25 protein-coding genes and 1 CRISPR repeat array are annotated in these 25,956 nt (G+C 68.2%); of the genes, 15 read left to right on the top strand and 10 right to left on the bottom strand.

Translation table 11 applies throughout. The features are described 5' to 3' along the window. Positions 1–30 precede the first annotated feature (30 nt). From trhA to MARKY_RS10535, 3 genes are all read left to right on the top strand, one after another. Positions 31–513, top strand: a complete 483-nt coding sequence (gene trhA / locus MARKY_RS10540) for a PAQR family membrane homeostasis protein TrhA (RefSeq protein ID WP_013704864.1) — start codon at positions 31–33, stop codon at positions 511–513. A 297-nt stretch (positions 514–810) separates the two neighbouring features. Continuing rightward, the gene (locus MARKY_RS11940) at positions 811–954 is read left to right on the top strand and encodes a hypothetical protein (RefSeq protein WP_169311740.1); all 144 of its coding nucleotides are present in this window, start codon (positions 811–813) and stop codon (positions 952–954) included. 22 nt (positions 955–976) lie between these two features. Next, positions 977–2,218 (top strand): hypothetical protein, encoded by a 1,242-nt coding sequence (locus MARKY_RS10535; RefSeq protein WP_013704863.1) that lies wholly within the window; start codon positions 977–979, stop codon positions 2,216–2,218. A 33-nt stretch (positions 2,219–2,251) separates the two neighbouring features. Here MARKY_RS10535 and nadB read toward each other — a convergent pair whose 3' ends face one another. From nadB to MARKY_RS11495, 7 genes are read right to left on the bottom strand one after another with little or no spacing between them, the layout of a single operon-like run. Continuing rightward, positions 2,252–3,730: an L-aspartate oxidase gene (gene nadB / locus MARKY_RS10530; RefSeq protein WP_013704862.1), complete on the bottom strand. Its 1,479-nt coding sequence runs from the start codon at positions 3,728–3,730 to the stop codon at positions 2,252–2,254. A gap of 13 nt (positions 3,731–3,743) precedes the next feature. Beyond that, positions 3,744–4,667, bottom strand: coding sequence for a quinolinate synthase NadA (gene nadA / locus MARKY_RS10525; protein WP_013704861.1), 924 nt, complete (start codon positions 4,665–4,667; stop codon positions 3,744–3,746). Between the two features lie 14 nt (positions 4,668–4,681). Next, entirely contained in the window at positions 4,682–5,530 is an 849-nt protein-coding gene (gene nadC, locus MARKY_RS10520) for a carboxylating nicotinate-nucleotide diphosphorylase (RefSeq protein ID WP_013704860.1), read from the bottom strand. Next, positions 5,527–6,072 carry a hypoxanthine phosphoribosyltransferase gene (gene hpt, locus MARKY_RS10515; RefSeq protein ID WP_013704859.1) on the bottom strand — a complete coding sequence of 182 codons (546 nt, stop codon included), beginning with the start codon at positions 6,070–6,072 and terminating at the stop codon, positions 5,527–5,529. Before hpt ends, nadC begins: the two co-directional genes overlap by 4 nt. Before the next feature lie 18 nt (positions 6,073–6,090). Continuing rightward, positions 6,091–6,813 (bottom strand): pseudouridine synthase, encoded by a 723-nt coding sequence (locus MARKY_RS10510; protein WP_013704858.1) that lies wholly within the window; start codon positions 6,811–6,813, stop codon positions 6,091–6,093. Between the two features lies 1 nt (position 6,814). After that, positions 6,815–7,618, bottom strand: a complete 804-nt coding sequence (locus tag MARKY_RS10505) for an enoyl-CoA hydratase/isomerase family protein (protein ID WP_013704857.1) — start codon at positions 7,616–7,618, stop codon at positions 6,815–6,817. 7 nt (positions 7,619–7,625) lie between these two features. Next, positions 7,626–8,705 (bottom strand): ankyrin repeat domain-containing protein, encoded by a 1,080-nt coding sequence (locus MARKY_RS11495; RefSeq protein ID WP_013704856.1) that lies wholly within the window; start codon positions 8,703–8,705, stop codon positions 7,626–7,628. A gap of 87 nt (positions 8,706–8,792) precedes the next feature. Between MARKY_RS11495 and truB the strand changes: the two genes are divergently transcribed. The 5 genes from truB to MARKY_RS10475 all read left to right on the top strand — a co-directional run bounded on the left by truB (position 8,793) and on the right by MARKY_RS10475 (position 13,300). Then, a complete protein-coding gene (gene truB / locus MARKY_RS10495; RefSeq protein ID WP_013704855.1) occupies positions 8,793–9,731 on the top strand; it encodes a tRNA pseudouridine(55) synthase TruB in 939 nt (312 codons plus the stop codon). A gap of 30 nt (positions 9,732–9,761) precedes the next feature. After that, positions 9,762–10,442 (top strand): DUF3108 domain-containing protein, encoded by a 681-nt coding sequence (locus MARKY_RS10490; RefSeq protein WP_013704854.1) that lies wholly within the window; start codon positions 9,762–9,764, stop codon positions 10,440–10,442. A 3-nt stretch (positions 10,443–10,445) separates the two neighbouring features. Further along, positions 10,446–10,787: an Asp23/Gls24 family envelope stress response protein gene (locus MARKY_RS10485; RefSeq protein WP_013704853.1), complete on the top strand. Its 342-nt coding sequence runs from the start codon at positions 10,446–10,448 to the stop codon at positions 10,785–10,787. Next, positions 10,780–12,390: a DAK2 domain-containing protein gene (locus MARKY_RS10480; protein WP_013704852.1), complete on the top strand. Its 1,611-nt coding sequence runs from the start codon at positions 10,780–10,782 to the stop codon at positions 12,388–12,390. The genes MARKY_RS10485 and MARKY_RS10480 overlap by 8 nt, the downstream gene beginning before the upstream one ends. Positions 12,391–12,484: 94 nt before the next feature. Further along, entirely contained in the window at positions 12,485–13,300 is an 816-nt protein-coding gene (locus tag MARKY_RS10475; protein WP_148230430.1) for a hypothetical protein, read from the top strand. Here MARKY_RS10475 and MARKY_RS10470 read toward each other — a convergent pair. Beyond that, positions 13,269–13,931 (bottom strand): HRDC domain-containing protein, encoded by a 663-nt coding sequence (locus MARKY_RS10470; RefSeq protein ID WP_013704850.1) that lies wholly within the window; start codon positions 13,929–13,931, stop codon positions 13,269–13,271. The genes MARKY_RS10475 and MARKY_RS10470 overlap by 32 nt on opposite strands. A gap of 220 nt (positions 13,932–14,151) precedes the next feature. Between MARKY_RS10470 and MARKY_RS10465 the strand changes: the two genes are divergently transcribed. Continuing rightward, entirely contained in the window at positions 14,152–14,601 is a 450-nt protein-coding gene (locus tag MARKY_RS10465; RefSeq protein WP_013704849.1) for a 3D domain-containing protein, read from the top strand. 9 nt (positions 14,602–14,610) lie between these two features. Further along, positions 14,611–15,738, top strand: a complete 1,128-nt coding sequence (locus MARKY_RS10460; protein WP_013704848.1) for an FtsX-like permease family protein — start codon at positions 14,611–14,613, stop codon at positions 15,736–15,738. Positions 15,739–15,763: 25 nt separating this feature from the next. On the opposite strand, the gene MARKY_RS10455 is transcribed toward MARKY_RS10460, so the two are convergent. Continuing rightward, positions 15,764–16,489, bottom strand: a complete 726-nt coding sequence (locus MARKY_RS10455; RefSeq protein WP_013704847.1) for an SDR family oxidoreductase — start codon at positions 16,487–16,489, stop codon at positions 15,764–15,766. A 71-nt stretch (positions 16,490–16,560) separates the two neighbouring features. On the opposite strand from MARKY_RS10455, the gene MARKY_RS11490 reads away from it, so the two are divergent. The 5 genes from MARKY_RS11490 to MARKY_RS10430 all read left to right on the top strand — a co-directional run bounded on the left by MARKY_RS11490 (position 16,561) and on the right by MARKY_RS10430 (position 23,562). Further along, complete coding sequence (locus tag MARKY_RS11490) at positions 16,561–17,886, top strand: Wzz/FepE/Etk N-terminal domain-containing protein (protein ID WP_052297179.1); 1,326 nt, start codon at positions 16,561–16,563, stop codon at positions 17,884–17,886. Positions 17,887–17,888: 2 nt separating this feature from the next. Then, the gene (locus tag MARKY_RS10445) at positions 17,889–18,950 is read left to right on the top strand and encodes a glucose-1-phosphate thymidylyltransferase (RefSeq protein WP_041658495.1); all 1,062 of its coding nucleotides are present in this window, start codon (positions 17,889–17,891) and stop codon (positions 18,948–18,950) included. Between the two features lie 75 nt (positions 18,951–19,025). Further along, entirely contained in the window at positions 19,026–21,284 is a 2,259-nt protein-coding gene (locus tag MARKY_RS10440; protein WP_013704844.1) for an endonuclease MutS2, read from the top strand. Between the two features lie 9 nt (positions 21,285–21,293). Then, positions 21,294–22,355, top strand: coding sequence for a dual-specificity RNA methyltransferase RlmN (gene rlmN / locus MARKY_RS10435; RefSeq protein ID WP_013704843.1), 1,062 nt, complete (start codon positions 21,294–21,296; stop codon positions 22,353–22,355). 10 nt (positions 22,356–22,365) lie between these two features. Next, positions 22,366–23,562, top strand: a complete 1,197-nt coding sequence (locus MARKY_RS10430; protein WP_013704842.1) for an MFS transporter — start codon at positions 22,366–22,368, stop codon at positions 23,560–23,562. 118 nt (positions 23,563–23,680) lie between these two features. Next, positions 23,681–25,515: a CRISPR direct-repeat array (repeat unit 30 nt; unit sequence GTTTCAAATCCCAGAAGGAACGGTGAAAAC). A gap of 177 nt (positions 25,516–25,692) precedes the next feature. On the opposite strand, the gene cas2 is transcribed toward MARKY_RS10430, so the two are convergent. After that, the gene (cas2, locus tag MARKY_RS10425; protein ID WP_013704841.1) at positions 25,693–25,956 is read right to left on the bottom strand and encodes a CRISPR-associated endonuclease Cas2; all 264 of its coding nucleotides are present in this window, start codon (positions 25,954–25,956) and stop codon (positions 25,693–25,695) included.

Genomic DNA, 25,956 nt, shown 5'->3' with positions numbered 1-25,956 from the left:
AAGTAACATAGTGTCAATATTATAGGCACGATGAGCACGCATGGCGCGGAGGGACAGGGTAGGCTAAAGAATGGCGATACGCGAACCATCAACACCTGGACGCACGTGGCGGGCGCAGCCCTCGCCGTACTCGGCACGGGCGTTCTGCTCGCCGTGAGCGGGGGAAAGCCCTACAAGATCGTCGGGGGGCTGGTGTTCGGCCTCTCGATGCTCCTCATGTACGCGACCTCGAGCCTCTACCACGGGGTCGTGGCCCCCGCGAGGGTGCTCGAGCGGCTGCGCCAACTGGATCACGCGGCGATCTTCCTCTTCATCGCAGGGATGTACACGCCGGTGGTGCTCGCCGGGCTCGACCCGGGGTTTCGCGTACCGGTGCTGGCGTTCGTGTGGGGGCTGGCCGTGCTGATCTACGCGACCCGGCGCCCCAACCCCTGGTCGGGGGTGTTGGGGTCCTATGAGTTCTGGCACCTCGCGGTGCTGGTGTTGTTCGCGGGGGAACGCGCTTCGGGATAGGCGTGTGCGAACCGAGGGCTTGCCTTGGGGGTTGGTCCTCGAAAAAAGGATCCTGAGCCGCTCGAGCCCCAGGAGAACGTGCCGCGGCGGCTCACATCATCCCATGCCTCCAGGGATGTATACTTCGAGGCAAGGCGCGTCCGAACAACCAGAGTAGGGGTTATCCCGCGCCTTTGGTCGGGTAGCGGCAAGCTACCGAATATTTTCTGCACTCACAACGCGAACCCGCGGTGTTCTCCCGAGCGCTTTGGAAAGGCCTTGGGAGTGGGGGGCGTGGTGAGCTAGGGGGTGAGGACGGTGCGGTTTTGGCGAGGTAGGGGATGGGTGTGGGTGGGGCTGGTGGTCCTTCTGGTGCTGGGCGGGTGCGCGACCGGTGGGCCGGTGGAGAACACCGGCGTGTGGGACCACTCGAGGTGGGGCCAGGCCGTTTGGGGGCCGTAGAGGAGGGAAGGGAGGTAAGGGCATGCGGGGGATTCGATTACGGTACTTTTTGTTGGGGGCGTTCGTGGTCGTGCTGGGGTTTTGGGGGGCGGCGGTGACCGTCACGCACGAGTTCCAGGCGGGGGAGACGATCCGAGCTAGCGAGGTAAACCAAAATTTTGCGGATCTCGTGAACGCCGTGACGCCGCTCGAGGTCTTCCGGCAGCAGGTGACCGGCACACCGTGCGGCGTGGGGGAGGCGGTGAACGCGGTCGCGGCGGACGGGCGGCTGAGCTGCGTGGCCGTGGGGGGCGGGGCGGGCCTCACGCAGGTCGAGCGCGACGCCACCCTGGCCGGGAACGGCACGCTGGCCGATCCCTTGGGGATCGCGCTGCCCTTGGAGATCGAGGCGGCGTTGAACAACCCGATCGTTCGGGTGACGAACACCGGCGCGAACGCGGCGGCCGAGTTCAAGATCGAGAACATCGCGAACTTCAACACGGCGCTGTTCGCCACCACGAACGGCACGGGGGACGCCTTCTTCGCCCGTACCTTCGGCACGGGGCGGGGCGGGTTGTTCCGGGTGGACAACAACGGGAACACCAGCAACGCCCTCGAGGCCGTGCACACCGGCCAGGGACGCGCGGGGTTTTTTGAGGTGACGAACAGCGGGAACTCGAGCCCGGCCCTCGAGGCCCGGTCGGCGGGGGGCGGAGCCGCGCTTGCCGTGACCAACACGGGAACGGGGTTCGGGGCGACGATCAGCGTCACCGACCCGAGCAACCTCCTGCCCGCGCTTTCACTTACGAACCGGAACGCGAACGCTTCCACGCTGCTCGTCTCGAACCAGGGGGGCGGCAGCGCGGGGTTCTTCGTCGGGGGGGTCGTCGTGGACGGGAACCTGAGCGTGACCGGCACCAAGAACTTCCGGATCGACCACCCCCTGGATCCCGAGCGCAAGTACCTGTACCACGCCGCGATCGAGGCGCCCCAGCGGCTGAACGTTTATAGCGGGAACGTGACGCTCGACGCGCGCGGCGAGGCGGTCGTGACGCTGCCCGCGTATTTTGAGGCCCTGAACGCGGAGTACCGGTACCAGCTCACGACCGTCGGGGGGTACGCGCCGGTGTACGTGGCGGAGGAGATCCGCGACAACCGCTTCAAGATCGCGGGAGGCACGCCGGGCCTCAAGGTCTCCTGGCAGGTGACCGGCGTGCGGCGCGCCGCGGAACCCTTCACGGTGGAGGAGTGGAAGCCGGGGGTGGAGGTCGGCTCGGGGCGCTAGGCGCCCGCCCACCCGGTAAACTCCCTTTAGGGTTTAGAGCGGAACTCGCCGCGGCACGGCACCCCGCGCCTGCTCCAGGTGGTACGGGCGCGGGGCTTCCTGAGGGTGGTCCAACCGGTAGTGCGCACCCCGGCTTTCTTCACGGAAGAGCGCGCCTTTGAGGATGAGTTCGAGGGCGGTACGGAGGTTCGCGGCCTCGGCCTCGAGGAGGGTTTCGGCGGGCCGGGGGCGGTAGCGGGCGAGCCGCTCGAGGCCTTCCTCGAGCTCGCGCCGCTCGCGCACGATGCCCGCCGAGGCGTGCGCGATGCGCCGCAGCTCGGGAAGGGCGTGGGGGTCCAGGCCGGGCACCTCGGTCGCTTCGCCTCCGCGGGGCGAGACGCTTTCCTCGAGCGCCGCCTGGGCCGCGCGCGCCCCCATCACGAGGCCCTCCAGGAGGCTGTTCGAGGCCAGGCGGTTCGCGCCGTGCAGCCCGCTGCTGGCCACCTCCCCCACGGCGAACAGACCGGGCAGGGTGGTGCGCCCCCAGAGGTCGGTCTTCACGCCGCCGATCGCGTAGTGCGCCGCGGGATGCACCGGCACCGGGGCGCGGGTGGGGTCGTGCCCGGCCTCGAGGCAGTTCTGCCAGACGGTGGGGAAGCGCCGGGGGAGGTTCGGGATGGGGCGCAGGTCCAGGAAGACCCCGCCCGTGCGTTTCGCCTCGAGATAGATCGCGCGGGCCACGACGTCCCGGGGGGCGAGCTCGGCCGCGGGGGCGTAGCGGGGCATGAACCGCTCCCCGCGCGCGTTCACGAGCAGCGCGCCCTCACCGCGCGCGGCTTCGGTGATGAGCCCGCCCGTGGGGAGAGCGGTGGGGTGGAACTGGATGAACTCCATGTCGCGCAGCACCGCGCCCGCCCGGTAGGCGAGGGCGAACCCGTCCCCGGTGGCCTCGTGGGGGTTCGTGGTCACTGGGTAGATCCGCCCGAGCCCGCCGGTCGCGAGGAGGACCGCCCCAGCCCGAATCGTTCGCCGCCCGCCGCCCGGCGTCCAGAACACCGCCCCCACGACGCGCGCGCCGTCCTGCACCAGGGCGAGGGCGGCGTGGTGCTCCAGGACCTCGAGCCCCTCCCCGTGGAGGTGCTTGAGGAGGGTGGAGAGCAAAGCGTGCCCCGTGGCGTCCCCCCAGGCGTGCAGGACGCGAGGGCGGCGGTGCCCCCCCTCGCGGGTGGGGGTGGGGTCGAAGGGCACGCCGAGCTCGAGGAGGCGTTCCTTGTGGAGGAGGGCCTCCTCCAGGAGGCTCTGGACGACCTGGGGTTCGCTGAGGCCGCGCCCCGCGGTGAGGGTGTCCTCGAGGTGGTGGGGGAGGTCGGTGGGGCCTTGAGGGAAGGCGATGCCGCCTTGGGCCCAGCGGGTGGACCCGGAGGCGAGCGCGCCTTTGGTGGCGAGCACCACGCGCGCGCCGGCTTTTAGGGCGGTGAGGGCGGCGTAGGTCCCGGCGACGCCGCTACCGATGATGAGGAGGTCGGCGTGCATCCTGGGGGCGGCGTTACCCGACCGCGATCATGCCTTCGATCGCGCGCTGGGCGGCCTGGCGGGTCGGTTCGGGCACGGTGATCACGTGCTTGAGGTCGCGGAGGCTTTCGTAGACCTTCTCGAGGGTGATCTTCTTCATGTACTCGCAGATCGCGTCCTCACGCACGGGGATGAAGGTCTTGCCCGGGGCTTGCTTGGCAAGCTGGTGCAGGATCCCGACCTCGGTCGCGATGACGAACTCCTGCGCGGGGCTTTCCTTGGCGTGCGCCACCATCTGGCTGGTGGAGAGCATCTTGGCGTCGGGTTTCATGAAGAGGCAGTTCGTCGAGCAGCCGCACTCGGGGTGGATCAAGAACTCCGCGCCCGGGTGCGCGGCGAGGGCCCGCTCGATGTCCTCGGTGCGGATGCCGGCGTGCACGTGGCACTCGCCCATCCACACGTCCATCTTGCGCCCGGTCTCCCGCTCGACGTGCGCCCCCAGGAACATGTCCGGCAGGAAGAAGATCGGCCGGTCCTTGGGGAGCTGCGCCACGACCTCGACCGCGTTCGAGCTGGTCACGCACACGTCCGCGAGGGCCTTCACCTCGGCGGTGGTGTTCACGTAGGCCACCACGATCCCGTCCGGGTGCTCGTCCTTCCAGCGGCGCACGTCCTCTGGGGTGATCGTGTCCGCGAGGGAGCACCCCGCCTCGAGGTCCGGGAGGAGGACGGTCTTGTCCGGGTTCAGGATCGCGGCGGTCTCCGCCATGAAGTGCACCCCGGCGAAGACGATCACGCGGGCGTCGGTCTCGGCGGCTCTTCGCGCGAGGCCCAGGGAGTCCCCCACGTAGTCCGCGACCTCCTGCACCTCGGGGAGCTGGTAGTTATGGGCGAGGATGACCGCGTTCCGTTCGGCCTTGAGCCGCTCTACCTCACGGATGAGCTCGGTGCGTTCCATGCTGATTAGTTAGTTTACCCCAGGGGGGTGCCGGCGGGGGTGGCCTCGATTTCCAGGCTCAGGTCCAGGGCCTTCGCGGAGTGCGTCAAGGCCCCCACCGAGATGAAGTCCACCCCGGTCTCGGCCACCGCGCGCACCCGCTCCAGGGTCATGCCGCCCGAGGCCTCGAGCCGCGCCCGGCCCGCTGTGCGGGCCACCGCCTGGCGGAGGGTGGGAAGGTCCATGTTGTCCAGCAGGATCACGTCCGCTCCGGCCTCGAGGGCCTCCTCGAGCTCGGCGAGGGTGGTGACCTCCACCTCGACGCGCAGCCCGTGCGGGGCGCGCGCCCGGGCGCGGGTGACCGCGGCGCGCACGCCGCCCGCGGCCGCGATGTGGTTGTCCTTGATCAGGATGCCGTCGAACAGGCCGAACCGGTGGTTGTGCCCGCCGCCCACGCGCACCGCGTACTTCTCGAGGGCCCGCAGGCCCGGGGTGGTCTTGCGCGTGTCGAGGATGCGGGCTTGGGTGCCGGCCACGGCCTCCACGTACTTCCGGGTGAGCGTGGCGATCCCCGAGAGGCGCTGGAGGAGGTTGAGCGCGAGGCGTTCCGCGGTCAGGATGCTGGCCAAGCGCCCCTCGATGCGGGCCACGGCCTGGACGGGCTCGAGCCGGTCCCCGTCGGCCTTGAGCGCGGTGAAGCGCAGCGTGGGGTCCACCTCGTGGAAGACGAGCCGGGCGGCCTCGATCCCCGCGAGGACCCCGGCTTCCTTGGCGAGGATCACGCCTTGGCCCTGGGCGTCCTGGGGCACGGTGAGCTGGGTGGTGAGGTCCCCGTGCCCCACGTCCTCTAGCAGCCAGGTGCGGATCTGCTCGCGGAGGTTCATTCTTCCTCGGGCTGGATGGAGGTGATGAAGGGCAGGTTGCGGTCGAACTGAGCCCGGTCCAGGCCGTACCCGTACACGTACGCGTCCTCGATCTCGAAGCCCAGGTAGTGGATCGGCACCTCCACCTTGCGGCGGGAGGGCTTGCTGAGTAGGGCCGCGACGCGCACCGAGGCCGGCCGGCGCGCCTCGAGGTAGTCGAGGAGGTAGGAGAGGGTGAGGCCGGTGTCGACGATGTCCTCGACGACGATCACGTCCTTGTCCGAGATGGGGAGGCGCAGGTCCTTGATCAGCTCGACCTCGCCGCTGGAACGCATCGCGTTCCCGTAGCTGGAGAGGGCCAGGAAGTCCATGGTGAGGGGCAGGTCGATGGCCCGCACCAGGTCGGCCATGAAGATGAAGGCGCCGTTCAGCACGCAGATCAGGTGGGGGGTCTTGCCCTGGTAGTCCCGGGTGATCGCGGCCCCGAGCTCGCGGATGCGCTTTTGGATCTGCTCCTCCGTGAGCTGGACGGGGCCGTCACCGGTCGTGAAGATCGTCTTCATCGCCCGGATGATACCACTTCAGCGCGGGGGGACGGAAAGCCCAGCCGCGCGGTAGAGCCCCTCGAGCTCCTCCCCTTCGATCTCGCGCCACGCGCCGGGCTTGAGCCCTCCGAGTCGGATCGGTCCGATCTTGACCCGCAGCAGCCGCACGACCGGGTACCCCACGGCCCGCAGCATGCGGCGCACCTCGCGCTTGCGCCCCTCCGCGAGGGTGAGGACGCACCCACCCACCTTGGGGCGGGCCTTGAGGGCCCGGGCGGGCCCGTCCTCGAGGCGCACGCCCTTCTCGAGCCGCTTGAGGATAAAGGGGGGCACCTCGCCCTTCGCGGTCCAGACGCGGTACACCTTGGGTACCCCGTAGCGGGGGTGGGTGAGGCGCTGCGTGAGCCGGCCGTCGTTCGTAAGGAGCAACAATCCCTCCGAGTCCCGGTCGAGCCGCCCCACCGTGTGCAGCCCTGGGATCGCGGGTACCAGCTCGAAGACGGTCCGTTCGGCGAAACGGTCGCGGCGGGTGGTGGTGACCCCGGGGGGTTTGTGGAGGGCGAGCACCACCCGCCGCGCCGTGGGCGCGACCGGCCGGCCATCCACGCATACCTCGTCCCCCGGGGTGACCTTGGCGCCCAGGGCGGCGACCTGGCCGTTGATCGTGACCCGCCCCGCGCGGATCAACGCCTCGGCCTTCCGGCGGCTCGAGGCGACGCCGGCTTGCGCGAGGTATTTCTGGAGCCGAATAGCCTCCATCCTATAGGGGTACGTCCTTCTCGAACTCCGGGCGGCGCCGTTCCTTGATGGCGGCGAGCCCTTCCTTCGCGTCCGGCCCCAAAAAGCCCAGGAACTCCAGGGCGAGGGAGGTGTCGAAGGTGGGGCCGGCGAGGCGCAACCAGTTGTTGAGGGCGTACTTGGTCCAGCGAAGCGCGGTGGGGCTGCCCGCCGCGAGGCGTTTCGCGACGCTTAGGGCCGTCTCGTAAAGCGCGTCGTCCTCCACCGCGAGGGAGACCAGCCCGATCCGTTCGGCCTCCGCGCCATTCAGCGGCTCGTTCGTGAGGAGGTAGTACTTGGCCTTGGCCATGCCGACCAAAAGCGGCCAGACGATGGCCGCGTGGTCGCCCGCGGCCACGCCGAGCCGCGTGTGCCCGTCGAGGATCTTCGCGCTTTTCGCCGCGATCGAGACGTCCGCGAGCAGCGCGACCGCGAGTCCTGCGCCGACCGCGGGCCCGTGAATCGCGGAGACGATGGGCTTGGAGCAGTTGATCACGTTGTAGACGAGGTCCCGGGCCTCCTTCCACACCCGCACCAGGGTCCGGTAGTCCGCCATCATCTCCTCGATAAGCGCGAAATCCCCCCCGGCGGAAAACCCCTTGCCGCTGCCGCGTATGAGGACCGCGCGGACGCTGGGGTCCTCGTCCACGTCGCGCCACACGTACGCGAGCTCGCGGTGCCCGATTTGATCCACGGCGTTCAGGCGCTCCGGCTGCTCGAGCACGATCTCCAGCACGCCCTCCGCGGGGTGCTGGAACTTTAAGGCCTGGTACTTCGCGGTGTCCATGGGTCCACTATATCGAACCGGCCTCGAGGACCCGCGCCGCCCGGTCCCGGCCCCGGCCCCGCGCCACGTCGAGCGGGGTGCGGCCGCGCTCGTCCTCGGCTCGGGGGTCCGCGCCGTGCTCGAGCAGCAGCCGCACCAGCCGCGCCTGGCCCCGCGAGGCCGCGGCGTGCAGGGGGGTTTCCCCGGACGCGTCCCGCGCGTTGGGGTTCGCGCCGCGCTCTAAGAGCCACTGCACGGTCGTGACGTGCCCCCACCGGGTGAACTCGGCGAGGAGGGACCGGCCCTTCGCGGTGCGGGCCTCGAGGTCCGCGCCACGGGCCACCAGGAGGTCCGCCGCGGCGTACGCGCGGCTCCACAGGGCGTGCTCGAGGCCCGGGGTGGGGTCGGCGCCGGCCTCGAGCGCCTGGCGCAGGAGCTGGAGGTTCTCGGGCGCGGCGAAGGCCAGGAGGGCCAGGCGGTGGCGGCCCACCCGAGCGGTGTGGGCGGGGTTCGCGCCGTGCTCGAGCAGGAGGTCGAACACCTCCATAAGCCGGTCCTCGGGCATGCGGGAGGAGAGGGTGTAGAAGAGGGGCGGGAGGCCGTTGGTGTCGGGGCGGTGGGCGAGGTGCGGGGCGCGGGTGAGAAAGGCCCGGACCCAGGCAGCCTCGCCCAGCGCGGCGGCCGCGTAAACGTCGAGGGTGGCGCCGTGCGCGAGCAGGAGGTCGATCGCCATCTGGTTTCCGGCTTGAGCCGCGATTACGAGGGGCGTGGACTGGTGCCAGCACCCCCGCGCGTCGGGATCCGCGCCGCCCTCGAGCAGCGCGCGCACCACCCCGAGGTAGTCCGCGTCCTTGGGGGCGTTGGGGCGGTACTCGAGGGCCCGGTGCAGGGGGCGGTACCGGTTCTCCGAGCTCGAGCGGGCGTTCGGATCGGCGCCCGCCTCGAGCAGCGCCTCCACGACCTCCGGGCGACCGCGGTGCGCCGCCTCCAGGATGAGGCGCCCGTCCGCCGCGAGCTCAGGGTGGGCGCGGAGCAGCTTACGGGCGCTGTGGGGCTCCCCCGCCCGGATGGCGGCGATCAGGGTTTTGCGCACTTCGCTGAGCGGCATGCCGTTCCCTTCCGAACGCTTTGGCTTATTCTAGTCTAAGACCCCGGTGCGGCGCGCGGGTTGCTGAGGTGATAGAATTCACTCAGCATGGCCCTGTACGCCGTCGATAAGCCGCTGGGCCTGACCTCGCACGACGTGGTGGATCGAGCGCGTGAGCGGCTCGGCACCCGGAAGGTCGGGCATACCGGAACGCTCGACCCGCTCGCCACCGGGGTGCTGGTCCTGGCCTCCGGTCCCTCGACCAAGCTGGTCTCCTTCCTGACCGGGGAGGACAAGGAGTACATCGCCTGGGTGAGCTTCGGGGCCACCACCCCCACCCTCGACGCGGAGGGCCCTTTGGAGGAGGGGCCGCCTCCCACCTTCACCCCGCGCGATCTCGAGCAGGCCCTTCAGCACTTCCTCACCCTTAAGGAGCAGGTGCCGCCCGCGTACTCCGCGGTCAAGGTGGGGGGGGTGCGGGCCTACGAGGCGGCGCGGCAGGGGAAACGGCTTGTGCTCGAGCCGCGCCCGGTCGCGTACCGCGAGGTGGCGCTCTTGAGCTTCGACCCTGAGGTGCGCGCGCACCGGATCGCGCCGGGGCCTTCTGGGTGGCGGCTGGACGCCCGCGGGCGACGCGTGACTTTGCCCAAGCCGCTCGGGCGGTACCCCACCGCGGTGGTGCGGCTCGCCGTGGGTTCCGGAACGTACGTGCGCGCGTTCGCGCGGGATTTGGGGGCGATGCTGGGCACGAAGGCTTTCCTCTCCGGCCTGGTCCGCACCCGGGTGGGGCGGGTGAGCCTGGAGGAGACCGTGCGGCTGGACGCGCTCTCCCCGCAGGCCGCGCTGCGGGAGACCGAGGTGCTGCCCTACCCGGTGGTGGAGCTCGCGCACGCTGAGGTGCGCCGGGTGATCGAGGGGGTGCCCTTGCCGATTCCTGCGCGGGGCTTGGTTGCCCTGACGAACAAGCAGGGGCGGCTCGTCGCGGTGGCGGAAGGCGACGGGTTCAAACTGAAGATCAAGCGGGTCTTCAAAGGGGAGGCGGTGTGACCCCCGGCGGCTAGAGGGTAGGCTAGGGGCGTGCGCGTTGTGCTGTTGGGCCTTGCGCTGCTCGCCCTCGGCTGGGGCCTCGCGGCGCCTCCGGTTCCCTGGACGGACGGGGAACGCCTCGTCTACCAGGTGCGCTGGAAGGGGATCCCGGTCGGGCGGCAGGTCCTCGAGGCGCGCCGCGAGGGGGCGTTGTGGCACCTGGTGGGCCGCATCGAGCCGGACGGGGTGGGACGCGCGCTGGGGTACGCCCTGAAGGCCGAAAGCTGGGCGAACGGCGCCCTCTACAGCGTGCGTTTCGAGAAGGAACTGGTCGTTCCCATGCAGGGAACCAAACGCATCATCGCCGTCGTGGACGGTGCACTCACCGCGACCGTGGTGGAGGTTTCAGGGGCGCGATACCGGTACCGCTCCCCTGAGGTGAACGTGCTGGATGACCTATCGGTCTTGTATCATATCCGGGTGCATCCGGAGACCCGCACGCTCCAGTTCGTGGACTTCGTCGGCCTGATCCAAGGCGAGCTCGAGCACCTGCCCGTGCGGCGCGTGGCGGTCCCGGCGGGGGTGTTCGAGGCTCGAGGGTACCGGTTCACGGAGGGCGGGGTCCGGGTGGAGGTGTGGTTCTCTCAGGACGCGGGCCGCTTCCCGGTGTACCTGGTGTACGGCCAGGGGTTCGGTACGGTGGAGGCCCGCTTGATCGAGATTCGGAGGTGAACGTTGAAGGGAAGCGTGACCGTAACGGAACAGGCGCTGGCCGCGGTCGTGGGACTCGCGGCGCACGAGGTGCCCGGCGTGGTGGGGATGAGCCCCGTAGGGATCCGCGACGGGCTCAGCCGGATCCTCGGCCGGAACGAGGCCAGCGAGGGCGTGGTCGTGAAGGCGGACCCCGCCCGGCCCGGGACGTACCAGGCGGACGTGTACGTCGTGGTCGCGTTCGGGGTGAACATCCCCGCGGTCGTGGAGCTGATCGCCGAGCGCGCCCGGTGGGCGGCGAAGCACCTGGCGGGCCTCGAGCTCGAGCGTGTCTTCGTGCACGTGGTGGGGGTGAGCCGTGGATAAGCTGGGGGCGGAGCGGCTGGCCGCCGCGATCCGGTACGCCGTGGACTGGTTCGCGGTCTACGTGGAGGAGGTCAACGCCCTGAACGTCTACCCGGTGCCGGACGGGGACACCGGCACGAACATGCACCTCACCCTCCAGGCGGTGCGCCGGGAGCTGGACCTAGCCGACACCCGCCGGATGCCCGAGGTGGCTCGCGCCTTGAGTTACGGTAGTTTGCTCGGCGCGCGGGGCAACTCTGGCGTGATCCTCTCCCAGATCCTCAAAGGGTACGCGGAGGCCGTGCGCGGCGCGTCCGCGGTCACGCCCCGCACCCTGGTCGCGTTGCTCGAGGCCGGCGCGGAGGCGGCGTACCGCGCGGTCATGAAGCCGGTGGAGGGCACGATCCTGACCGTGGCGCGCGCCGCGGCCGAGGGGGGGCGCGCGGCGCTGGAGCAGGGCGCGAAGACCCTCGCGGAGGTCCTAAACGGAGCGCTCGCCAAGGGAGGCGAGGCCCTCCAAAAAACCCCGGAGCTCCTCCCGGTCTTGAAGCAGGCCGGCGTGGTGGACGCGGGCGGGCAGGGGTACCTCCACTTCCTGGAGGGGATCCTGGGGTACCTCGAGGACCGCGCCTTACCCGAGCCGCCCAAGGTCGAGCGGTACGCGCAGGAGGTCTTCGAGGAGGAGGAGTACGGGTACTGCACCGAGTTCCTCATGGAGGGGGTGGAGGTCCCCATCGAAAAGATCCGCGAGGTGGTCGCGCCCTTTGGGGACTCGCTGCTCGTGGTGGGCGCCGAGGGGTTCGTGAAGGGCCACATCCACACGAACGAGCCCGACGCGCTGCTCGCCGCGGTGGCCCGGTACGGGAAGATGCGGCGCACCAAGGTGGAGGACATGTCCGAGCAGCACTCGGAGATCCTGGCGATGGTGGGCGCGGCGGACGAAGCCCCCCCGCCCTCGGGGCTGGTCGCGGTCGCCGCCGGATACGGGATCGTAAAGGCCTTCCGCGCCTTCGGCGCGCGGGTCGTGGCCGGCGGGCAGACGCAAAACCCCAGCGTGCAGGACATCCTCGACGCGGTGCGGAGCCTCCCGAACCCCGAGGTGATCGTGCTGCCCAACAACAAGAACGTGATCCTCGCCGCCGAGAAGGCCGCGGAACTCGCCCAGAAAGAGCACGGCAAGCAGGTGCACGTCCTGCCCACGCGCACCCTCGGCCAGGGGATCGCCGCGGCGGTCCTCTTCGACCCGAACACCCCCGCAGACGGGCTCCTCGAGGCGATGCGGGAAGCGGCGGCGCAGGTGGTGACCCTCGAGATCACCCGCGCGAGCCGCAACGCGAACCTCGAGGCGGTGGGCGAGATCCAGGAGGGCCAGGTGATCGGGTTGCGGGACGGCCAGCTGGCCGTGGTGACCGAAACTCCCGCGGAGGGCTTGAAGGCTTTGTTCCGCCTCGCGGTGACCCCCGAGGCGGCCTTCGAGATCGCGACCATCTTCCACAACGCCCAGACCGACCCCGAAACGGCCCGCGCCGTGGTGGCGGAGCTCGAGGCGCTGTACCCGGACCTGGAGTTCGAGCTGCACGCGGGCGGGCCGGACCTGTACGATTACGTGGTGACCCTCGAGTGACCCCGCCGGGAGGTGGGGGCGCTTAAGCGTTTGTTAATTCGGGGCGCGCGTCCCGGCCTGAGGGCGTAGACTGTTTGGGAAGGGAGGTGCGGTGGTGCGTGGGTGGATCTTGGGGGCGTTGGCGTTGCTGCTCGCCGCGTGCACGGTGCAGCTCAGCCCGCCGATCGACGGGGTCTTGAGCGTGGACGGCGCCGCAATCACCATCGATAACCTGCCGCCGGGGGAGATGCGGCAGTACCGGATCGACGTGGAGCAAACCGGAACGATCCGGGTGCAGGCGGTGCCAGAGGCCGTGCCGCAGGCCAGCCAGCTCGAGCTGACCGTGTTCAACCGGGACTTCGTACCGTTGGCGAAGGCCGTGAGCCGTTACTGGTTTGGGATTCCGCAGGTGACGCTGCTGGGGATCACCCCGACGCCCATCGACGCCTACCGGATTAACCTGAAGGTCCAGGCGGGGGACGTGTTCTTCGTGCGCGTCGCCAACCGGGGCACGCTCGCCGAGCGGGTGGAGGTGAGCGTGGCGAGCTTCACCCCTAGGAGCGACAGGAGCGACGGCGGAACCCTCCGCGACGGGGTGCCCGTCACCGGGGCCATCGAGTTCCTGGGGGAGTTCGACACCTACACGATCGACCCGAACCTGCCCTCCGGCCGCTTCTTGCACCTCGACTACAGCGGGCCCATCGACCTGGTGGCTTTCGTCTTCGCCAGCACGGACACCGGGGAGCCGCCCCTCGCGGTGCTGGAACCCCAGAAGAACAACTGCGTGCCTGTCCAGGCCGGGACGTTCGTACTGGTGCGGGACCGCTCGAGCGGCAGCACGGTGGAGGGGCCCGGGGCCCGCGCGGGGTTCGACGAGCCCGGGAGCGGGCAGTACACCCTCAGCCTGTTGGGGAGCTGTCCCGTGCCTTGAGCAGCTCCCAGATCGCCTCCGTGTACGCGGCGCGCTCCTCGCCTAAAATCTCTCGCAGGGCCTCCGGGTCCTGCGGGTTCTCTTGTACGATGCGAGCCACGAGCCGGTTCGGCAGCACCTCCGCGCTGCTGCGCTCCTCCCGCCGGGCCTGCGCGACCCGCCAGGCGTACAGGTGCTTGTAGAGGGCCTCCCGGGCCGGAGGCAGCGTCGGTGGGGCGGCCTCCCCCTTGAGGACGAACCACGCGCCCGCCCCCACAAGCGCCAGGGCGAGCCAGACCGCGGTGCCGATCTCCCAAAGGAAGACCAGCGCCCCGATCCCCGCGAGGCCCGCCGCGGTCCACAGGCCCCACGCGGCGTTCTCGAGCCAGCCGTACAACCCGAACCCCAGGCCAAGCCCCAGGAGTTTGAGGGCCTGGTAGTCCAGCCAGTCCGCGAACGCCGCGCCCACGCCCCAGCCGAAAAAGAGCGCTCCGGCGAGCAGGGCGTCCCGCACCTTGCTCCGCCGGTACAGGACGAGGAAGCCCAACCCTCCGGCGAGACCCCAGGGCCAGCCGGGCGTCCAGGGGTTGAGCAGGGTGAGGTACACGAGGCCGGCGCTGGCCAATACGATGCCTAGCGTACGTTGCGGCATGGCGATCCTCCTTGCATTAGGGCGCGGGTTCCAGTATAATGAAGTCCGTTCCCAAGGGAGCAAACCATTAAGGTAACGGTTAACCCAGCCTCGGCAGCATGCTTACTTTCCTCAGCCACTTTCCATTATACGATAAGCGCGTATGAGGGTTGCTCCGTCGCGAGGTTTCTGGATTCGGTTTAGGAAACAAGCACCCAGGTTCTCCAAGGCATTTACGAAGATGATTCACACGGCACACCCCATCCTGCGACGGTTCGCGATCCTTCTCGGATTGAGCCTCCTGATCCTGCCGGCCAAGGCCGAAGGCCCCAAGGTCCTCATCCTCAAAGCCACCGCGTACACCTCCAGCGTGCGGGAGACCGACGCCACCCCCTTCATCACCGCCACCGGCGCCCGCACGCGCTACGGCATCATCGCCGTGAGCCGCGACCTCCTCCAGACCGACCTCCCCTACGGCTCCCTCGTCAAGCTCGAGGACCTGGGCCGCTGGGAGGACGGGGCCGAAAAAGGCAAGTACAACCCCATGCTCGAAGGCATCCTCTTCGTCGTCGAGGACACCATGAACCGGCGCAAACGCCAGCAGATCGACATCTGGATGCCGGACCGTGCCCTGGCCCTCAAGTGGGGCGTGCGCCGCGTCAAACTCACCATCGTGCGGTACGGGCGATAAACTAAACGCGTGCGCCTCGTCCTCTTCCTCGCGCGCAAACACCTCACCTACCGCCGCACCCAGAGCCTCATCACCGTGCTCGGGGTGGCCGCGGGCGTGATGGTCCTCACCACCGCCCTCTCCCTCACGAACGGCTTCACCAGCGCCTTGCTCCACGCCACCCTCCGCGCCATCCCCCACATCACCCTCTTCGCCTTCGACCCCCAAGACGCCCCCCCGCCCCACCACCCGGAGATCCAAGCCCAAACCCCCTTCCTGCCCGCCAAGGTCCTCCTCACCCGCCGCGCCCAAGCCGGACGCAACGCAGGCGCGGACTTCGCCACCCTCCTCGGCGTCGGTGAGGACGCGCCCGCCGTCTACCCCGGGCTCGGCCTCGAGGCCCTCGAGCCCGGCCGGGTCGTGCTCGGCGCGGCGCTCGCCGAGGCGCTCGGGGCCCTGCCGGGGGACCGGCTCTTCGCGGTCTCGGTGAACCAGCGCCGGCACGAGCTCGTCGTGGCGGGCACCTTCACCACCGGGAACTACCTGATCGACTCGAGCTTCGCCTTCACCACCCTGGAGGACGTGCGAACCCTGTTGGAGTTGCCCGGCGCGATCGGCGGGTACCACCTGCGCCTGGAGGACCCCGAGCGCGCGCGGGCGGTGGCTCGAGCCTTGACGCAAAGCGGCGTGTTCTGGGCCCAGACCTGGCAGGACGCGAACCGCACCCTGATCGAGCAGCTCGCCCTGCAAAAGCGCGTGATCGGGATCGTGGTCTTCCTGATCGTGGTGGTGGCCGCCTTGGGCATCGCGAACGTCCTGGTCCTCGTGGTGGTGGAGAAGACCGCGGACATCGCGATCCTGCGCGTCCTGGGCGCGAGCGCCGCGCAGGTCGCGGCGGTCTTCGCCCTGGAGGGGGTCCTCCTCGGCGGGCTGGGAGTGGTTTTGGGGGACCTCCTCGGCCTGGGGCTTTCGCACTACTTCCGCCTCCGGCCCCTCGAGATCCCCGGCGAGCTGTACTTCATCACCCGGCTGCCCGTCGAGATCCGCGCCCTGGACTTCGCCTGGGTCTCAGCGCTCGCGTTTGGTACCGTGCTGCTCGCGTCGCTCCTCCCCTTGCGGCGGGCGCTACGGGTCAAGCCGGGAGAGGTGCTCCGCTAACCCGGCTTGACGCGACAAGGAGGCCTTAACTGCCCCACCCGGCCTTGAGCTGCTGCCAGCGCGTGGTGTCCAGCGAAACGTCCGGCGGGATGTAGACCGGCGCCTCCGCGCGCTGCATGGGCTGCACGCTCGGGGTGCGCCGCCGCGCGAGGTCGTAGACGGACTTGCGCTCGGTCGCGATGTGCAGCACCTCCACCGCCCGAGGGAGGCGCTCGAGGTTCCGGAGCAGCACGAGGAGCTCCCGCGCGATCACGTCCACGTAATCCGCCGAGGTGAACTGATCCACGAAGGCCCGCGGGTACGGCCACGGGGCGGTCTTGAAGCTGGTCCGCACGATCAAGGGACGGGGGGCCTGGCGCGCGGCCTCCTCCCCCACGGTCTTGCTGAGGGCGTAGAAGTTCTTAGGGTTCGGCAGGTCCTCCTCGCGGTACATGCCGCGCTCCCCGTCAAACACGTAATCCGTGGAGAGGTGCACGAACCACCCTGGGGCCCTGCGGGCGAGCGCGCGCGTGCCCTCCACGTTCACCCGCCAGCACACCTCCCGCTCCCGCTCGGCCCGCGCCACGTCCGTGTACGCCGCGAGGTGCAGCACCACCTCCGGCTGGTGCGCTGCGAAAAGGGCGTCCAGGGTCTCGGGACGCGTCAGGTCCACCGCCGGCCGCCGCGGCGCGATGACCTCCCACTCCGTGGGCAGTAGCGGCAAGAGCGTGCGACCCATCCGTCCTGTGGATCCCGTAACGAGCAGGCGCATGCTTCGGTTATACCCCAGCGGCTGGGACGCGCGTGAACGCCGTGCCCGCCCGCGCTTGCTACAATTGCCTTATGCCGGAGGCTACGTCCTATCCAGACGAGATCACGCTGCGGGATTTGGTGGAGGTATTGAAACGGCGTTGGAGATTGTTGGTGGCCGTGCCGGCCCTCGCGGTGGCTGCCGCGGCCGCCTACCTGATCCTCTGGGCCAAGCCCGCATATGAGGCGGCAGCAACCGTGAGCATAAGCCCACTGCAGGTACAGGCGCGCCTCGAGGAAAAGATCCAGGTTGAGGACCAGCCGTTCATCGGGTTTTCAGGGTACCGCTCTATCGCGTACTCGGAACCGGTGTTGCGCGAGGTGCTCGCGGGGCTCCGGCAGCAGGATTCGATGCCGGAAGCGTGGCGTGACCGGGAGGACGGCGAGCTTCTGGAGTCCCTCGCGGACAGCCTGAAGCTCAAGGACCTCTCGCCCAAGAACGCGCAAGCCGGGCTGATCGTGGAGCACCGGGCCAGGGAAGGGGACCCGCGTCTAGCCGCAGAGATCGCGAACCTCTGGGTAGACGCCACGCTTAGGCGGGTGAACGCGGTGCCCGTGGAACGCACGCGCGCCGTCCTCGAGGTCCTTGAGGAACGATTGAGCGAGAGCGAGGCCCGGTACCGGAAGGCCCAGCAGGCGTGGGAAGCCTTCCAGCGGACCTCGACCCTCGAGCAGGACCAGGCGGCGTTGAGCGCCTTCACGAACGAACGGGTACGGCTCGAGGGTGAGCTGGCGCAACTGCGCCAGAACCTCGCCGCCATACGCGCGCGGATCCAGGCCGTGCAAGCCCAGTTGGAGGGCGAGCCTGAACGGCTCTCCCTGGAGCGCAGCGTCTTCGCGGACCCCCTCGCGACCACGCTCCTAGGGCAGCGGGGGGTTCAGGAAGCGGCCGAGCTGCGGCTGGTGGACCAGGAACTCAACCCGGTGTACGTCCGGTTGCAGCAGACGCTGGTAGACGCCCGGACGGAGGAGGCTCGCCTCACGGCACGTGAGGCGGCGCTCCAGGAACGGCTCGAGGAGCTGGAGGCCCGCATCGCGGACCTGAAGGCGCGCGTCGCGGAGGCGCAGGTACGCGCCCAGCAGGTTCAGGAGCAGCTGGACCTGGCCCGCAGCGAGTACATCGCCCTGGCCCAAAAACGCAACGACCTCCGGATCGAAGCGGCTTCCGTGCAGCGGAGCCTGGCGCAGGTCCTGGCCCCTGCCTACCCCATGTTTGATCCCGTCGCGCCGAAAACGGCCCTGATCCTGGCGCTCGCCCTCGTACTGGGAGGGATGCTAGCGCTCGTTTGGGCCTTCGTCGCGGACGCCTTGCAGCCTGCCCCGGAGGGCGCAAACGCCTCCCATACAATGAAGGCATGAGCATGAAGGGCCTCATCCTCGCGGCAGGCCGCGGCACCCGGCTGCGGCCCCTGACCCACACGCGACCCAAGCCGGCGATCCGGGTGGCTGGCCGGCCCATCATTCACTACGCGGTCGAGAACCTAACCCGCTCAGGCATCACCGAGATCGGAGTGGTCGTCTCGCCCGACACGGCCAAGGACATCCGCCTCGCGCTCAACGGGTTCAAGGACGCGCGCCTCACCTACATCGTGCAGGAGGAGTCCCAAGGGCTCGCGCACGCGGTGCGGGTGGCGCGCGAGTGGCTGGGGGACAGCCCCTTCGTGATGTACCTGGGGGACAACCTGTTCGAGCACGGGGTGGCGCGCTTCGTCAAGGCCTTCCAGCAGGACGAGGCCGACGCGGTCATCGCCCTCGTGCCCGTCGAGAACCCCCAGCAGTTCGGCGTGGCGGTCGTGGAGGGAGGCCGGATCGTCCGCCTCCTGGAAAAACCCCAGAACCCCCCCACGAACCTCGCGGTCGCGGGCGTGTACGTCTTCACCCCGGAGATCCACGAGATCATCGCGGGCCTCGAGCCCAGCGCGCGCGGCGAGTACGAGATCACCGACGCCATCCAAGGCCTGATCGACCGGGGGCGCGCGGTGCGCGGCGTGACCGTGGAGGGATGGTGGAAGGACACCGGACGACCCCACGACCTCCTCGACGCGAACCGCCTCCTCCTCGAAGGCCTCGAGCCTCGCGTGGAGGGCCTGGTTTCGGGTAGCCGCGTCACGGGCCGCGTGGTGATCGAGCCGGGCGCGAGCGTCCTCGACTCCACGATCCTGGGCCCGGCTTTGATCGCGAGCGGCGCCGTGGTGGAAAGCGCCTTCATCGGTCCCTTCACCTCGGTCGGCCCCGGCGCGCAGGTGCGCCGCGCCGAGGTGGAGTTCTCCATCCTCGAGGACAAGGCCGTGGTGGAGGACGTGAACCTCCGGATACAGGAGTGCATCCTGGGTGTGGGCTCCAAGGTCACCACGCGCAAAGGCCTGCCCAAGGCGCACAAGCTCGTGCTGGGGGACAAGTCGGTGGTCGAGGTGGGGGAGTAACCCCTTACCTTCTTCCCCCCTCCAGGCGTGTATACTGCGGCTTTGGGTGCCCCGCGGCTTGAGCGGGGCGACGGGATGATGCGAGACGCACGAACCGCCCTCGAGTTCGACCGGGTGCGCGCGGCTTTAGCCGAGCGCGCCGCGACCGCTTTGGGCGTGGAGCGCGCCCAGGCCCTCGAGCCGTACCCTACCCCGGCCGAGGCCCAGGCCTTCCAAGCCGCGGTGGCTGAGGCCCTTCTCGTGCCCTACCGCCTGGGGGGGATCCGGGACCTCCGGCCCCTCCTCCAACGCGCGCGCGAGGGCCGGCGGCTCGAGGGCCTCGAGCTCGTGGAGGCCGCCCACACCCTCTCCGCTGCTGCGGAGCTCAAGCGGCACCTCCTCGAGGCCGAGACCGAGCACCTCGCCGGGCTCGCCGCGCGTGTGGGGGAGCACCTCCTTTTCCGCCGGCGCGTGGCGGAGGCCTTGGAGGAGGACGGGCGCGTTAAGGACCACGCCACCCCCAAGCTGCGCCAGATCCGCCGGCGCATGGAGCCCCTGCGGGCCCAGATCCAGGATCGGCTCTACGCGGTGATGGACGCGCACCCGGAGGCGGTGCAGGAACGCTTCATCACCCTGCGCCGCGACCGGTACGTCATCCCCATCAAGGCGCACCTCCAGCACCAGGTGACGGGCATCGTGCTGGACCAGTCCGCCTCGGGCGCCACGGTCTTCCTCGAGCCGGCCTCGGTCGTGCCCCTCAATAACGAGCTCGCCAAGCTGCGCCTCGAGGAGGAGGCCGAGGTGCAGCGCGTCCTCTTCGAACTCACCCAGGCCCTCGCCGCGGACCCCGAGGTGGACCGCACCCTCGAGGCCCTCGCCGCGCTGGATCTGGTGCGCGCCGCGGCCAGCCTCGCGGAGGACTGGCGCCTCGTGCGGCCCCGGTGGGGCGAGGCGGGCACCTACCGCCTAGAGGGCCTCTTCCACCCCCTCATCGTGAACTGCGTGCCGAACGACCTCGAGCTCGACGCGGACCGCCGCCTCCTGCTCATCACGGGCCCGAACATGGGGGGGAAGACCGTCCTCCTGAAATCCCTCGGCCTCGCGGTCCTGATGGCGCAGTCCGGCCTCTTCGTCCCGGCTCGGGCCGCAGAACTCCCGTGGGTGGACGCCCTGCTGGTGGACATCGGGGACGAGCAGTCCCTCGAGCACAGCCTCTCCACCTTCGCCGCGCACCTCGTGCGCCTCGAGGCCGTGCTGCAGCACGCTTCCCCCCGCGCCCTCGTCCTGATCGACGAGCTCGGCTCCGGCACCGACCCCATGGAGGGCGCCGCGCTCTCCCAAGCGGTCCTCGAGGCCCTGCTGGAGCGCGGCGCGCGCGGCGTGATCACCACGCACCTCACCCCCCTCAAGGCCTTCGCCATGGAGCGCGAAGGGGTCCTGAACGCCTCGATGGCCTTCGACCTGGAGCGCCTCGAGCCCACCTACCGCCTCGTCCTCGGGGTGCCCGGCCGCAGTTACGCCCTCGCGGTCGCGCGGCAACTGGGCTTCCCGGAAGCGGTCCTTAAACGAGCGGAAGCCCTCCTCGGCCCCGAGGGCCGCGAGCTCGAGCTCCTCCTGGAGCGGATCGAGGCGGAACGCCGCGCCTTGGAGGCCGAACTCGCGCAGGCCCGCGCCGCGCGGGCCGAGGCCGAGGCCCTGCGTGCCGAGCTGGAGGCGCGCCTGGCGCGCATCGAGGCGGAACGCCAGGAGCGCCTCGAGGCCGCGCGGGCCGAGGCGGACCGGCTCCTCAAGGAGGTGCACGAGCGCATCCGTTCCCTCCGGGAGCAGGCGCGCAAGGGGGAGTCGGCCAAGCGCGACGCGCTCCGGACGGTGATGCAGCTGCGCCAAAAGGGCCGGCCGGAACCCAAGCGCCCGCGCCTGGAGGGCCTCAAGCCCGGCATGACGGTGGAGGTGCCTTCGTACCGCAAGACGGGAACCGTGGTGCGGGTGGACGGGGAGGAGGCCGTGGTGCAGATCGGGGTGCTGAAGGTGAGCGTGCCGACCGCCGAGCTCAGGCCACGCGGTGAGGACGCGCCCCGCCCCAAACAGGCCGTGGTGGTGAAGTCCGGGTTCGAGCCGGAACTCAACGTGCGGGGCTTGACCGCCGTGGAGGCGGTAGAGGCGGTGCACGACTTCATCAGCGAGGCCCTGGCCCTCAAGGAAACCCCCGTCCGCATCCTGCACGGCAAAGGCACCGGCGCCCTCCGGCGCGCGATCCGCGACGCCCTAAAGCGCGACAAGCGCGTGGCTTCCTTCCACGACGCGATGCCTTACGAGGGCGGGCACGGCGTGACCGTAGTGCACCTGAAGGTGTAGGGGAGAACCATGAGGGAACCTGCTGAATGGAATGCTCACCTGCCCCTCGCGCTGGGGGATGAGCGACGCCCGATCCTGGAACCCGAGCCCGAGGACCTGCCCGGGGAAGGGTACCGCAAGCGCCAGATCGCGCACTGGCTGTACGCGTGGGGCGTGCGCGAGTTCGACGAGATGACCGACCTGCCCCGCGCGTTGCGCGCCGAGCTCGCGCACACCTGGCGCATAAGCGAGTTCTCCCTCGTGCAGGCCTTCCCCAGCGCGGACGGCTCGACCAAGTACCTCTACACGCTGCACGACGGCCGCCAGACCGAAGCGGTCTACATGCCGTATAAGGACCGCCGGACGATCTGCATCTCGAGCATGGTGGGCTGCCCCGCAGGGTGCACCTTCTGCGCCACGGGCCAGATGCGCTTCGGCCGGAACCTGACCGCCCCGGAGATCCTGGACCAGCTGCTTGCCGCGGCCTACCACCAGGGGATCAGCCCGCGCGAGATCCGCAACGTGGTCCTGATGGGGATGGGCGAGCCCCTGTTGAACCTCACGAACGTCCTCAAGGCCGTGCGCCGCATGATCCACAAGCAAGCCCTCGCGATGAGCCCGCGCCGCATCACCCTCTCCACCGTCGGCATCCCCCGCGGCATCTACCGCCTCGCGGAGGAGGACGTGGGCGTCAAGCTGGCCCTCAGCCTGCACGCCCCGGACGACGAGACCCGCCGCCGCATCATCCCCACGGCGCACCGCTACGCGATCGAGGAGATCATGGACGCGGTGCGGCACTACTACCGCCGCACCAAACGCCGCGTGACCCTCGAGTACACCCTGCTCCGCGGCGTGAACGACCACCTGTGGCAGGCTAAGATGCTCGCTAAGCACACGCGCGGCCTGACCGCGCACGTGAACCTCATCCCCTTCAACCCCTGGGAGGGCGCGCCGCACGAGGGCTCGAGCCGCGAGCAGATCCGGCGGTTCGCCGCGGTTCTCGAGGCGGCCGGCATCCCGGTCTCGGTGCGTTGGAGCCGCGGGCGTGATGTGGGGGCAGCGTGCGGTCAGCTCGCGTTGCGCACCCCGTAAACTAGGGAGCATGGGGCCGCTCGCGCTGCTGTTCCTCTCCCTGTTTAACAGCATCCTGGGGCTTTCCGTTCTGTTCCCCATCCTGGCGCCGTTGGCTCGCGAGCTCGGCCTGAGCGAGGTGCAGGTGGGGTTGTTCTCCACCGGGTACGCCCTGATGCAGTTCGTGATGAGCCCGTACTGGGGGCGCCAAAGCGAGCGCGTGGGGCGTAAGCCGGTCCTCCTCGTGGGCATCCTGGGGTTCGCCCTGTCCTTCTACTTGTTCGCTATCGTCGCGCAGTTGGGCTTCGCGGGGCGGTTGGGGCCGGGGGTGCTTTTCGGGTTGCTGCTCGCGGCTCGCGTGCTGGGCGGTACCTTCTCCTCCGCCACGCTTCCCACCGCACAGGCTTACGTGGCGGACGTGACCGGCCGCAACGAACGCACCGCGGGCATGGCGTTGATCGGCGCGGCTTTCGGGCTTGGAGTGATCTTCGGTCCGGCGATCGGCGCGGGCCTCGCGGGGATCAGCCTTCTCGCGCCCATTTACTTCTCGGCTTCCCTCGCGCTGCTTAACGCTTGGTTCGTGTGGTGGAAACTGCCCGAGCCTCAGCGGCGCGTGGGTGCAGAGGCCGCCGGGGCGCTGCGCCCCACCGACCCGCGGATCCAGCCGCTTCTCGTCTTGGGGTTCGCGGTCAGCCTGGCCTCGGTGGCCCTGGAGCAGACCGTGGCTTTTTACTTCCAGGACCGGTTGGGCCTGGACGCCACCGGCACCGCACGCGCGGTCGGCACGGCTCTCGTGGTGTACGGCTTGGTGGCGGTTTTCGTGCAGGGGGTCCTGGTGCGAAAGTACCAGTGGCCGCCCCGGGTGCTGCTTTGGGTGGGGGTGCCGGCGGCCCTCGCGGGGTTCGTGCTTTTCATCTTTGCGCATGGGTTCGCTGTGCTGACGCTGGCTTTGGTGCTGCAGGGGTTCGGGCAGGGTCTCGCCATGCCCGGTGTGACCGCGGCGCTTTCCCTGGCGGTCGGGGAGGGCGAGCAAGGGAGCGTCGCGGGCCTCGGCAGCGCCGCTCAGGCCCTCGGGCGGATGCTGGGCCCGGTCGCGGGAACGGGACTGTACGAGTTCCGGCCCGAGTACCCGTACGTTTTCAGCGCGAGCCTCCTAGGCCTGGCGCTTTTCCTCCTTGCCGTGAACCCGCGCGTGCGCCAGGCGCTCGAGGAGCACCCGGGGGCTTGAGCGGAGCAAGGTAGTGTGCATTCCTCGCGTTAAGGCGGGCATACGGCCCGCCTTGCTTTTGGGTTGCGGGTACGTGCGAAGAGGATGCTCCGGGAGGCGGAGTTTGCTTTGAGTCTTCGTTTCAAATCCCAGAAGGAACGGTGAAAACTTTTTAGTTCCTGGATGATGAGTTTCGCGGTGAGGGTTTCAAATCCCAGAAGGAACGGTGAAAACGAGAAGATCCGTGAGTACCAGAGGGAAGGAGAACCTGTGTTTCAAATCCCAGAAGGAACGGTGAAAACGCGGGGGCTAGAGTGGTTTCGTAACTGAGGAGCCGCTTGTTTCAAATCCCAGAAGGAACGGTGAAAACGAACACGTCATTAGTTACCGTGAATTAGAGGACTGGGGTTTCAAATCCCAGAAGGAACGGTGAAAACACGCTAACCCACCCCCCACCCTACCGGGTGGGGGTATAGTTTCAAATCCCAGAAGGAACGGTGAAAACCAGGTGTAAGGGAGGTAGTGAAGATGACCACGGAAGCCAGTTTCAAATCCCAGAAGGAACGGTGAAAACTTTGGATAGGTTGTCGTTTTGTTCTACCCACTCCATGGTTTCAAATCCCAGAAGGAACGGTGAAAACTTGTTGCGGGTTCCGGGTTTCGCGCTTTTGATTCTTTGTTTCAAATCCCAGAAGGAACGGTGAAAACTGGGGGGTGTTCCTCAGGTAAGCGGGGGCTAGAGTGGTTTCAAATCCCAGAAGGAACGGTGAAAACCCACTCGTTCCTCCATGCGCTCCATGCGTCCCTCCAGGTTTCAAATCCCAGAAGGAACGGTGAAAACTTCCAGGACCCGCCGCGCCTGCGTCCGGCTAGAAAGGTTTCAAATCCCAGAAGGAACGGTGAAAACGTCCAGGACGGGAACGGCGCAATATGGACCATTTGAGTTTCAAATCCCAGAAGGAACGGTGAAAACTCTCTATGTCCATGCCGCGCTCGGCCAGCCACGCCGTTTCAAATCCCAGAAGGAACGGTGAAAACGGCGCCCATGCCGCCCCGAGGGGATCGCCGGATCGAGGTTTCAAATCCCAGAAGGAACGGTGAAAACTTCTGGAGCTAACCTATTATTCATTGTGGATGAGGCGTTTCAAATCCCAGAAGGAACGGTGAAAACCTGCGTTTCAGTGACGGTGTATAATGTTGCGTTGGGGGTTTCAAATCCCAGAAGGAACGGTGAAAACAAGGCATCGCTAACAAGGCGTTTGAGGTTGTTACTAGTTTCAAATCCCAGAAGGAACGGTGAAAACTTGTACACCGTCTAGGTTACTGTAAGCCTCGAGGGTTTCAAATCCCAGAAGGAACGGTGAAAACCCAAGGCGGCCTTTTTCTCCTTGGCAAAGCCCACGAGAGTTTCAAATCCCAGAAGGAACGGTGAAAACCCCGCCCTTTGATCCGACAGTGGGGGGACCTCATTTGTTTCAAATCCCAGAAGGAACGGTGAAAACTGAACCCGTCCTGGTTTTCCCACGCTAATTCCCACGCGTTTCAAATCCCAGAAGGAACGGTGAAAACTCCCCGCGTGGGCAGTCATCCGCTACGTTGACGGCGGTTTCAAATCCCAGAAGGAACGGTGAAAACTGTTGTTGCGGGTTCCGGGTTTCGCGCTTTTGATTCTTTGTTTCAAATCCCAGAAGGAACGGTGAAAACCACCCCGAACGCGCTGAGGACGCGATTGTGGATATCCTGTTTCAAATCCCAGAAGGAACGGTGAAAACGGCGTTTTTCGTAGCGCAAAACCAGGGGTTTGGGGGTTTCAAATCCCAGAAGGAACGGTGAAAACTATTGTGGTGGGGGTTGCAAATCAGGGGTTGCGTGTTGTAGTTTCAAATCCCAGAAGGAACGGTGAAAACCCCTCACGGAGCATCAGGGAGAGTTGGCGGAGCGCGTGTTTCAAATCCCAGAAGGAACGGTGAAAACCCATAACATCCCCTAAGGAAGGGCTCTTACGGATTGGTGCCTTAGTTGTCAAAGACCAACCCAGCACACAATCTGGGAAAGGATGCGCGATAAGGAAGGGAAGTGTTGATAGCGCGTTGCTTGCATCAACCTACTGGGATTATAGCACGACCGGAGGTCGAGGAATATTGTACTTAGTCAAAGTATTTGTCCGGGTTCGTTCTTGCTGTGCCCCAAGAACTCCTTCTCAAAGCACGCGGTGCGCTTAATGACGTAAAAACGCACCGCATCCTGGTTAGGATCGATGATCTTAGCGATATCCGCCTTCAAGCGCTCAAAAAGAGCGGGCGTGAGTTCCCCTTCGAGCACCGAGTTCTGCACCCAGGTCAGGTAGCGCCTTCCCGTGTGCAAGACCTTCACTACGCGTTCCACGTTCACGTCATAAGCCATGATGACGTACAT

It is taken from the genome of Marinithermus hydrothermalis DSM 14884, from assembly GCF_000195335.1.
Classification (GTDB): domain Bacteria; phylum Deinococcota; class Deinococci; order Deinococcales; family Marinithermaceae; genus Marinithermus; species Marinithermus hydrothermalis.
The sequence above is the reverse complement of the archived record's forward strand: the minus strand, read 5'-3'. Positions and strand labels throughout refer to the sequence as shown.

Bases quoted from the DNA above. Each gene is read 5' to 3' on its own strand.
- trhA (WP_013704864.1), top strand. From the start codon at position 31: ATGAGCACGCATGGCGCGGAGGGACAGGGTAGGCTAAAGAATGGCGAT.
- MARKY_RS10535 (WP_013704863.1), top strand. From the start codon at position 977: ATGCGGGGGATTCGATTACGGTACTTTTTGTTGGGGGCGTTCGTGGTC.
- nadB (WP_013704862.1), bottom strand. From the start codon at position 3,730: ATGCACGCCGACCTCCTCATCATCGGTAGCGGCGTCGCCGGGACCTAC.
- nadA (WP_013704861.1), bottom strand. From the start codon at position 4,667: ATGGAACGCACCGAGCTCATCCGTGAGGTAGAGCGGCTCAAGGCCGAA.
- nadC (WP_013704860.1), bottom strand. From the start codon at position 5,530: ATGAACCTCCGCGAGCAGATCCGCACCTGGCTGCTAGAGGACGTGGGG.
- hpt (WP_013704859.1), bottom strand. From the start codon at position 6,072: ATGAAGACGATCTTCACGACCGGTGACGGCCCCGTCCAGCTCACGGAG.
- MARKY_RS10510 (WP_013704858.1), bottom strand. From the start codon at position 6,813: ATGGAGGCTATTCGGCTCCAGAAATACCTCGCGCAAGCCGGCGTCGCC.
- MARKY_RS10505 (WP_013704857.1), bottom strand. From the start codon at position 7,618: ATGGACACCGCGAAGTACCAGGCCTTAAAGTTCCAGCACCCCGCGGAG.
- MARKY_RS11495 (WP_013704856.1), bottom strand. From the start codon at position 8,705: ATGCCGCTCAGCGAAGTGCGCAAAACCCTGATCGCCGCCATCCGGGCG.
- truB (WP_013704855.1), top strand. From the start codon at position 8,793: ATGGCCCTGTACGCCGTCGATAAGCCGCTGGGCCTGACCTCGCACGAC.
- MARKY_RS10470 (WP_013704850.1), bottom strand. From the start codon at position 13,931: ATGCCGCAACGTACGCTAGGCATCGTATTGGCCAGCGCCGGCCTCGTG.
- MARKY_RS10465 (WP_013704849.1), top strand. From the start codon at position 14,152: ATGATTCACACGGCACACCCCATCCTGCGACGGTTCGCGATCCTTCTC.
- MARKY_RS10455 (WP_013704847.1), bottom strand. From the start codon at position 16,489: ATGCGCCTGCTCGTTACGGGATCCACAGGACGGATGGGTCGCACGCTC.
- MARKY_RS11490 (WP_052297179.1), top strand. From the start codon at position 16,561: ATGCCGGAGGCTACGTCCTATCCAGACGAGATCACGCTGCGGGATTTG.
- MARKY_RS10445 (WP_041658495.1), top strand. From the start codon at position 17,889: ATGAAGGGCCTCATCCTCGCGGCAGGCCGCGGCACCCGGCTGCGGCCC.
- MARKY_RS10440 (WP_013704844.1), top strand. From the start codon at position 19,026: ATGATGCGAGACGCACGAACCGCCCTCGAGTTCGACCGGGTGCGCGCG.
- rlmN (WP_013704843.1), top strand. From the start codon at position 21,294: ATGAGGGAACCTGCTGAATGGAATGCTCACCTGCCCCTCGCGCTGGGG.
- MARKY_RS10430 (WP_013704842.1), top strand. From the start codon at position 22,366: ATGGGGCCGCTCGCGCTGCTGTTCCTCTCCCTGTTTAACAGCATCCTG.
- cas2 (WP_013704841.1), bottom strand. From the start codon at position 25,956: ATGTACGTCATCATGGCTTATGACGTGAACGTGGAACGCGTAGTGAAG.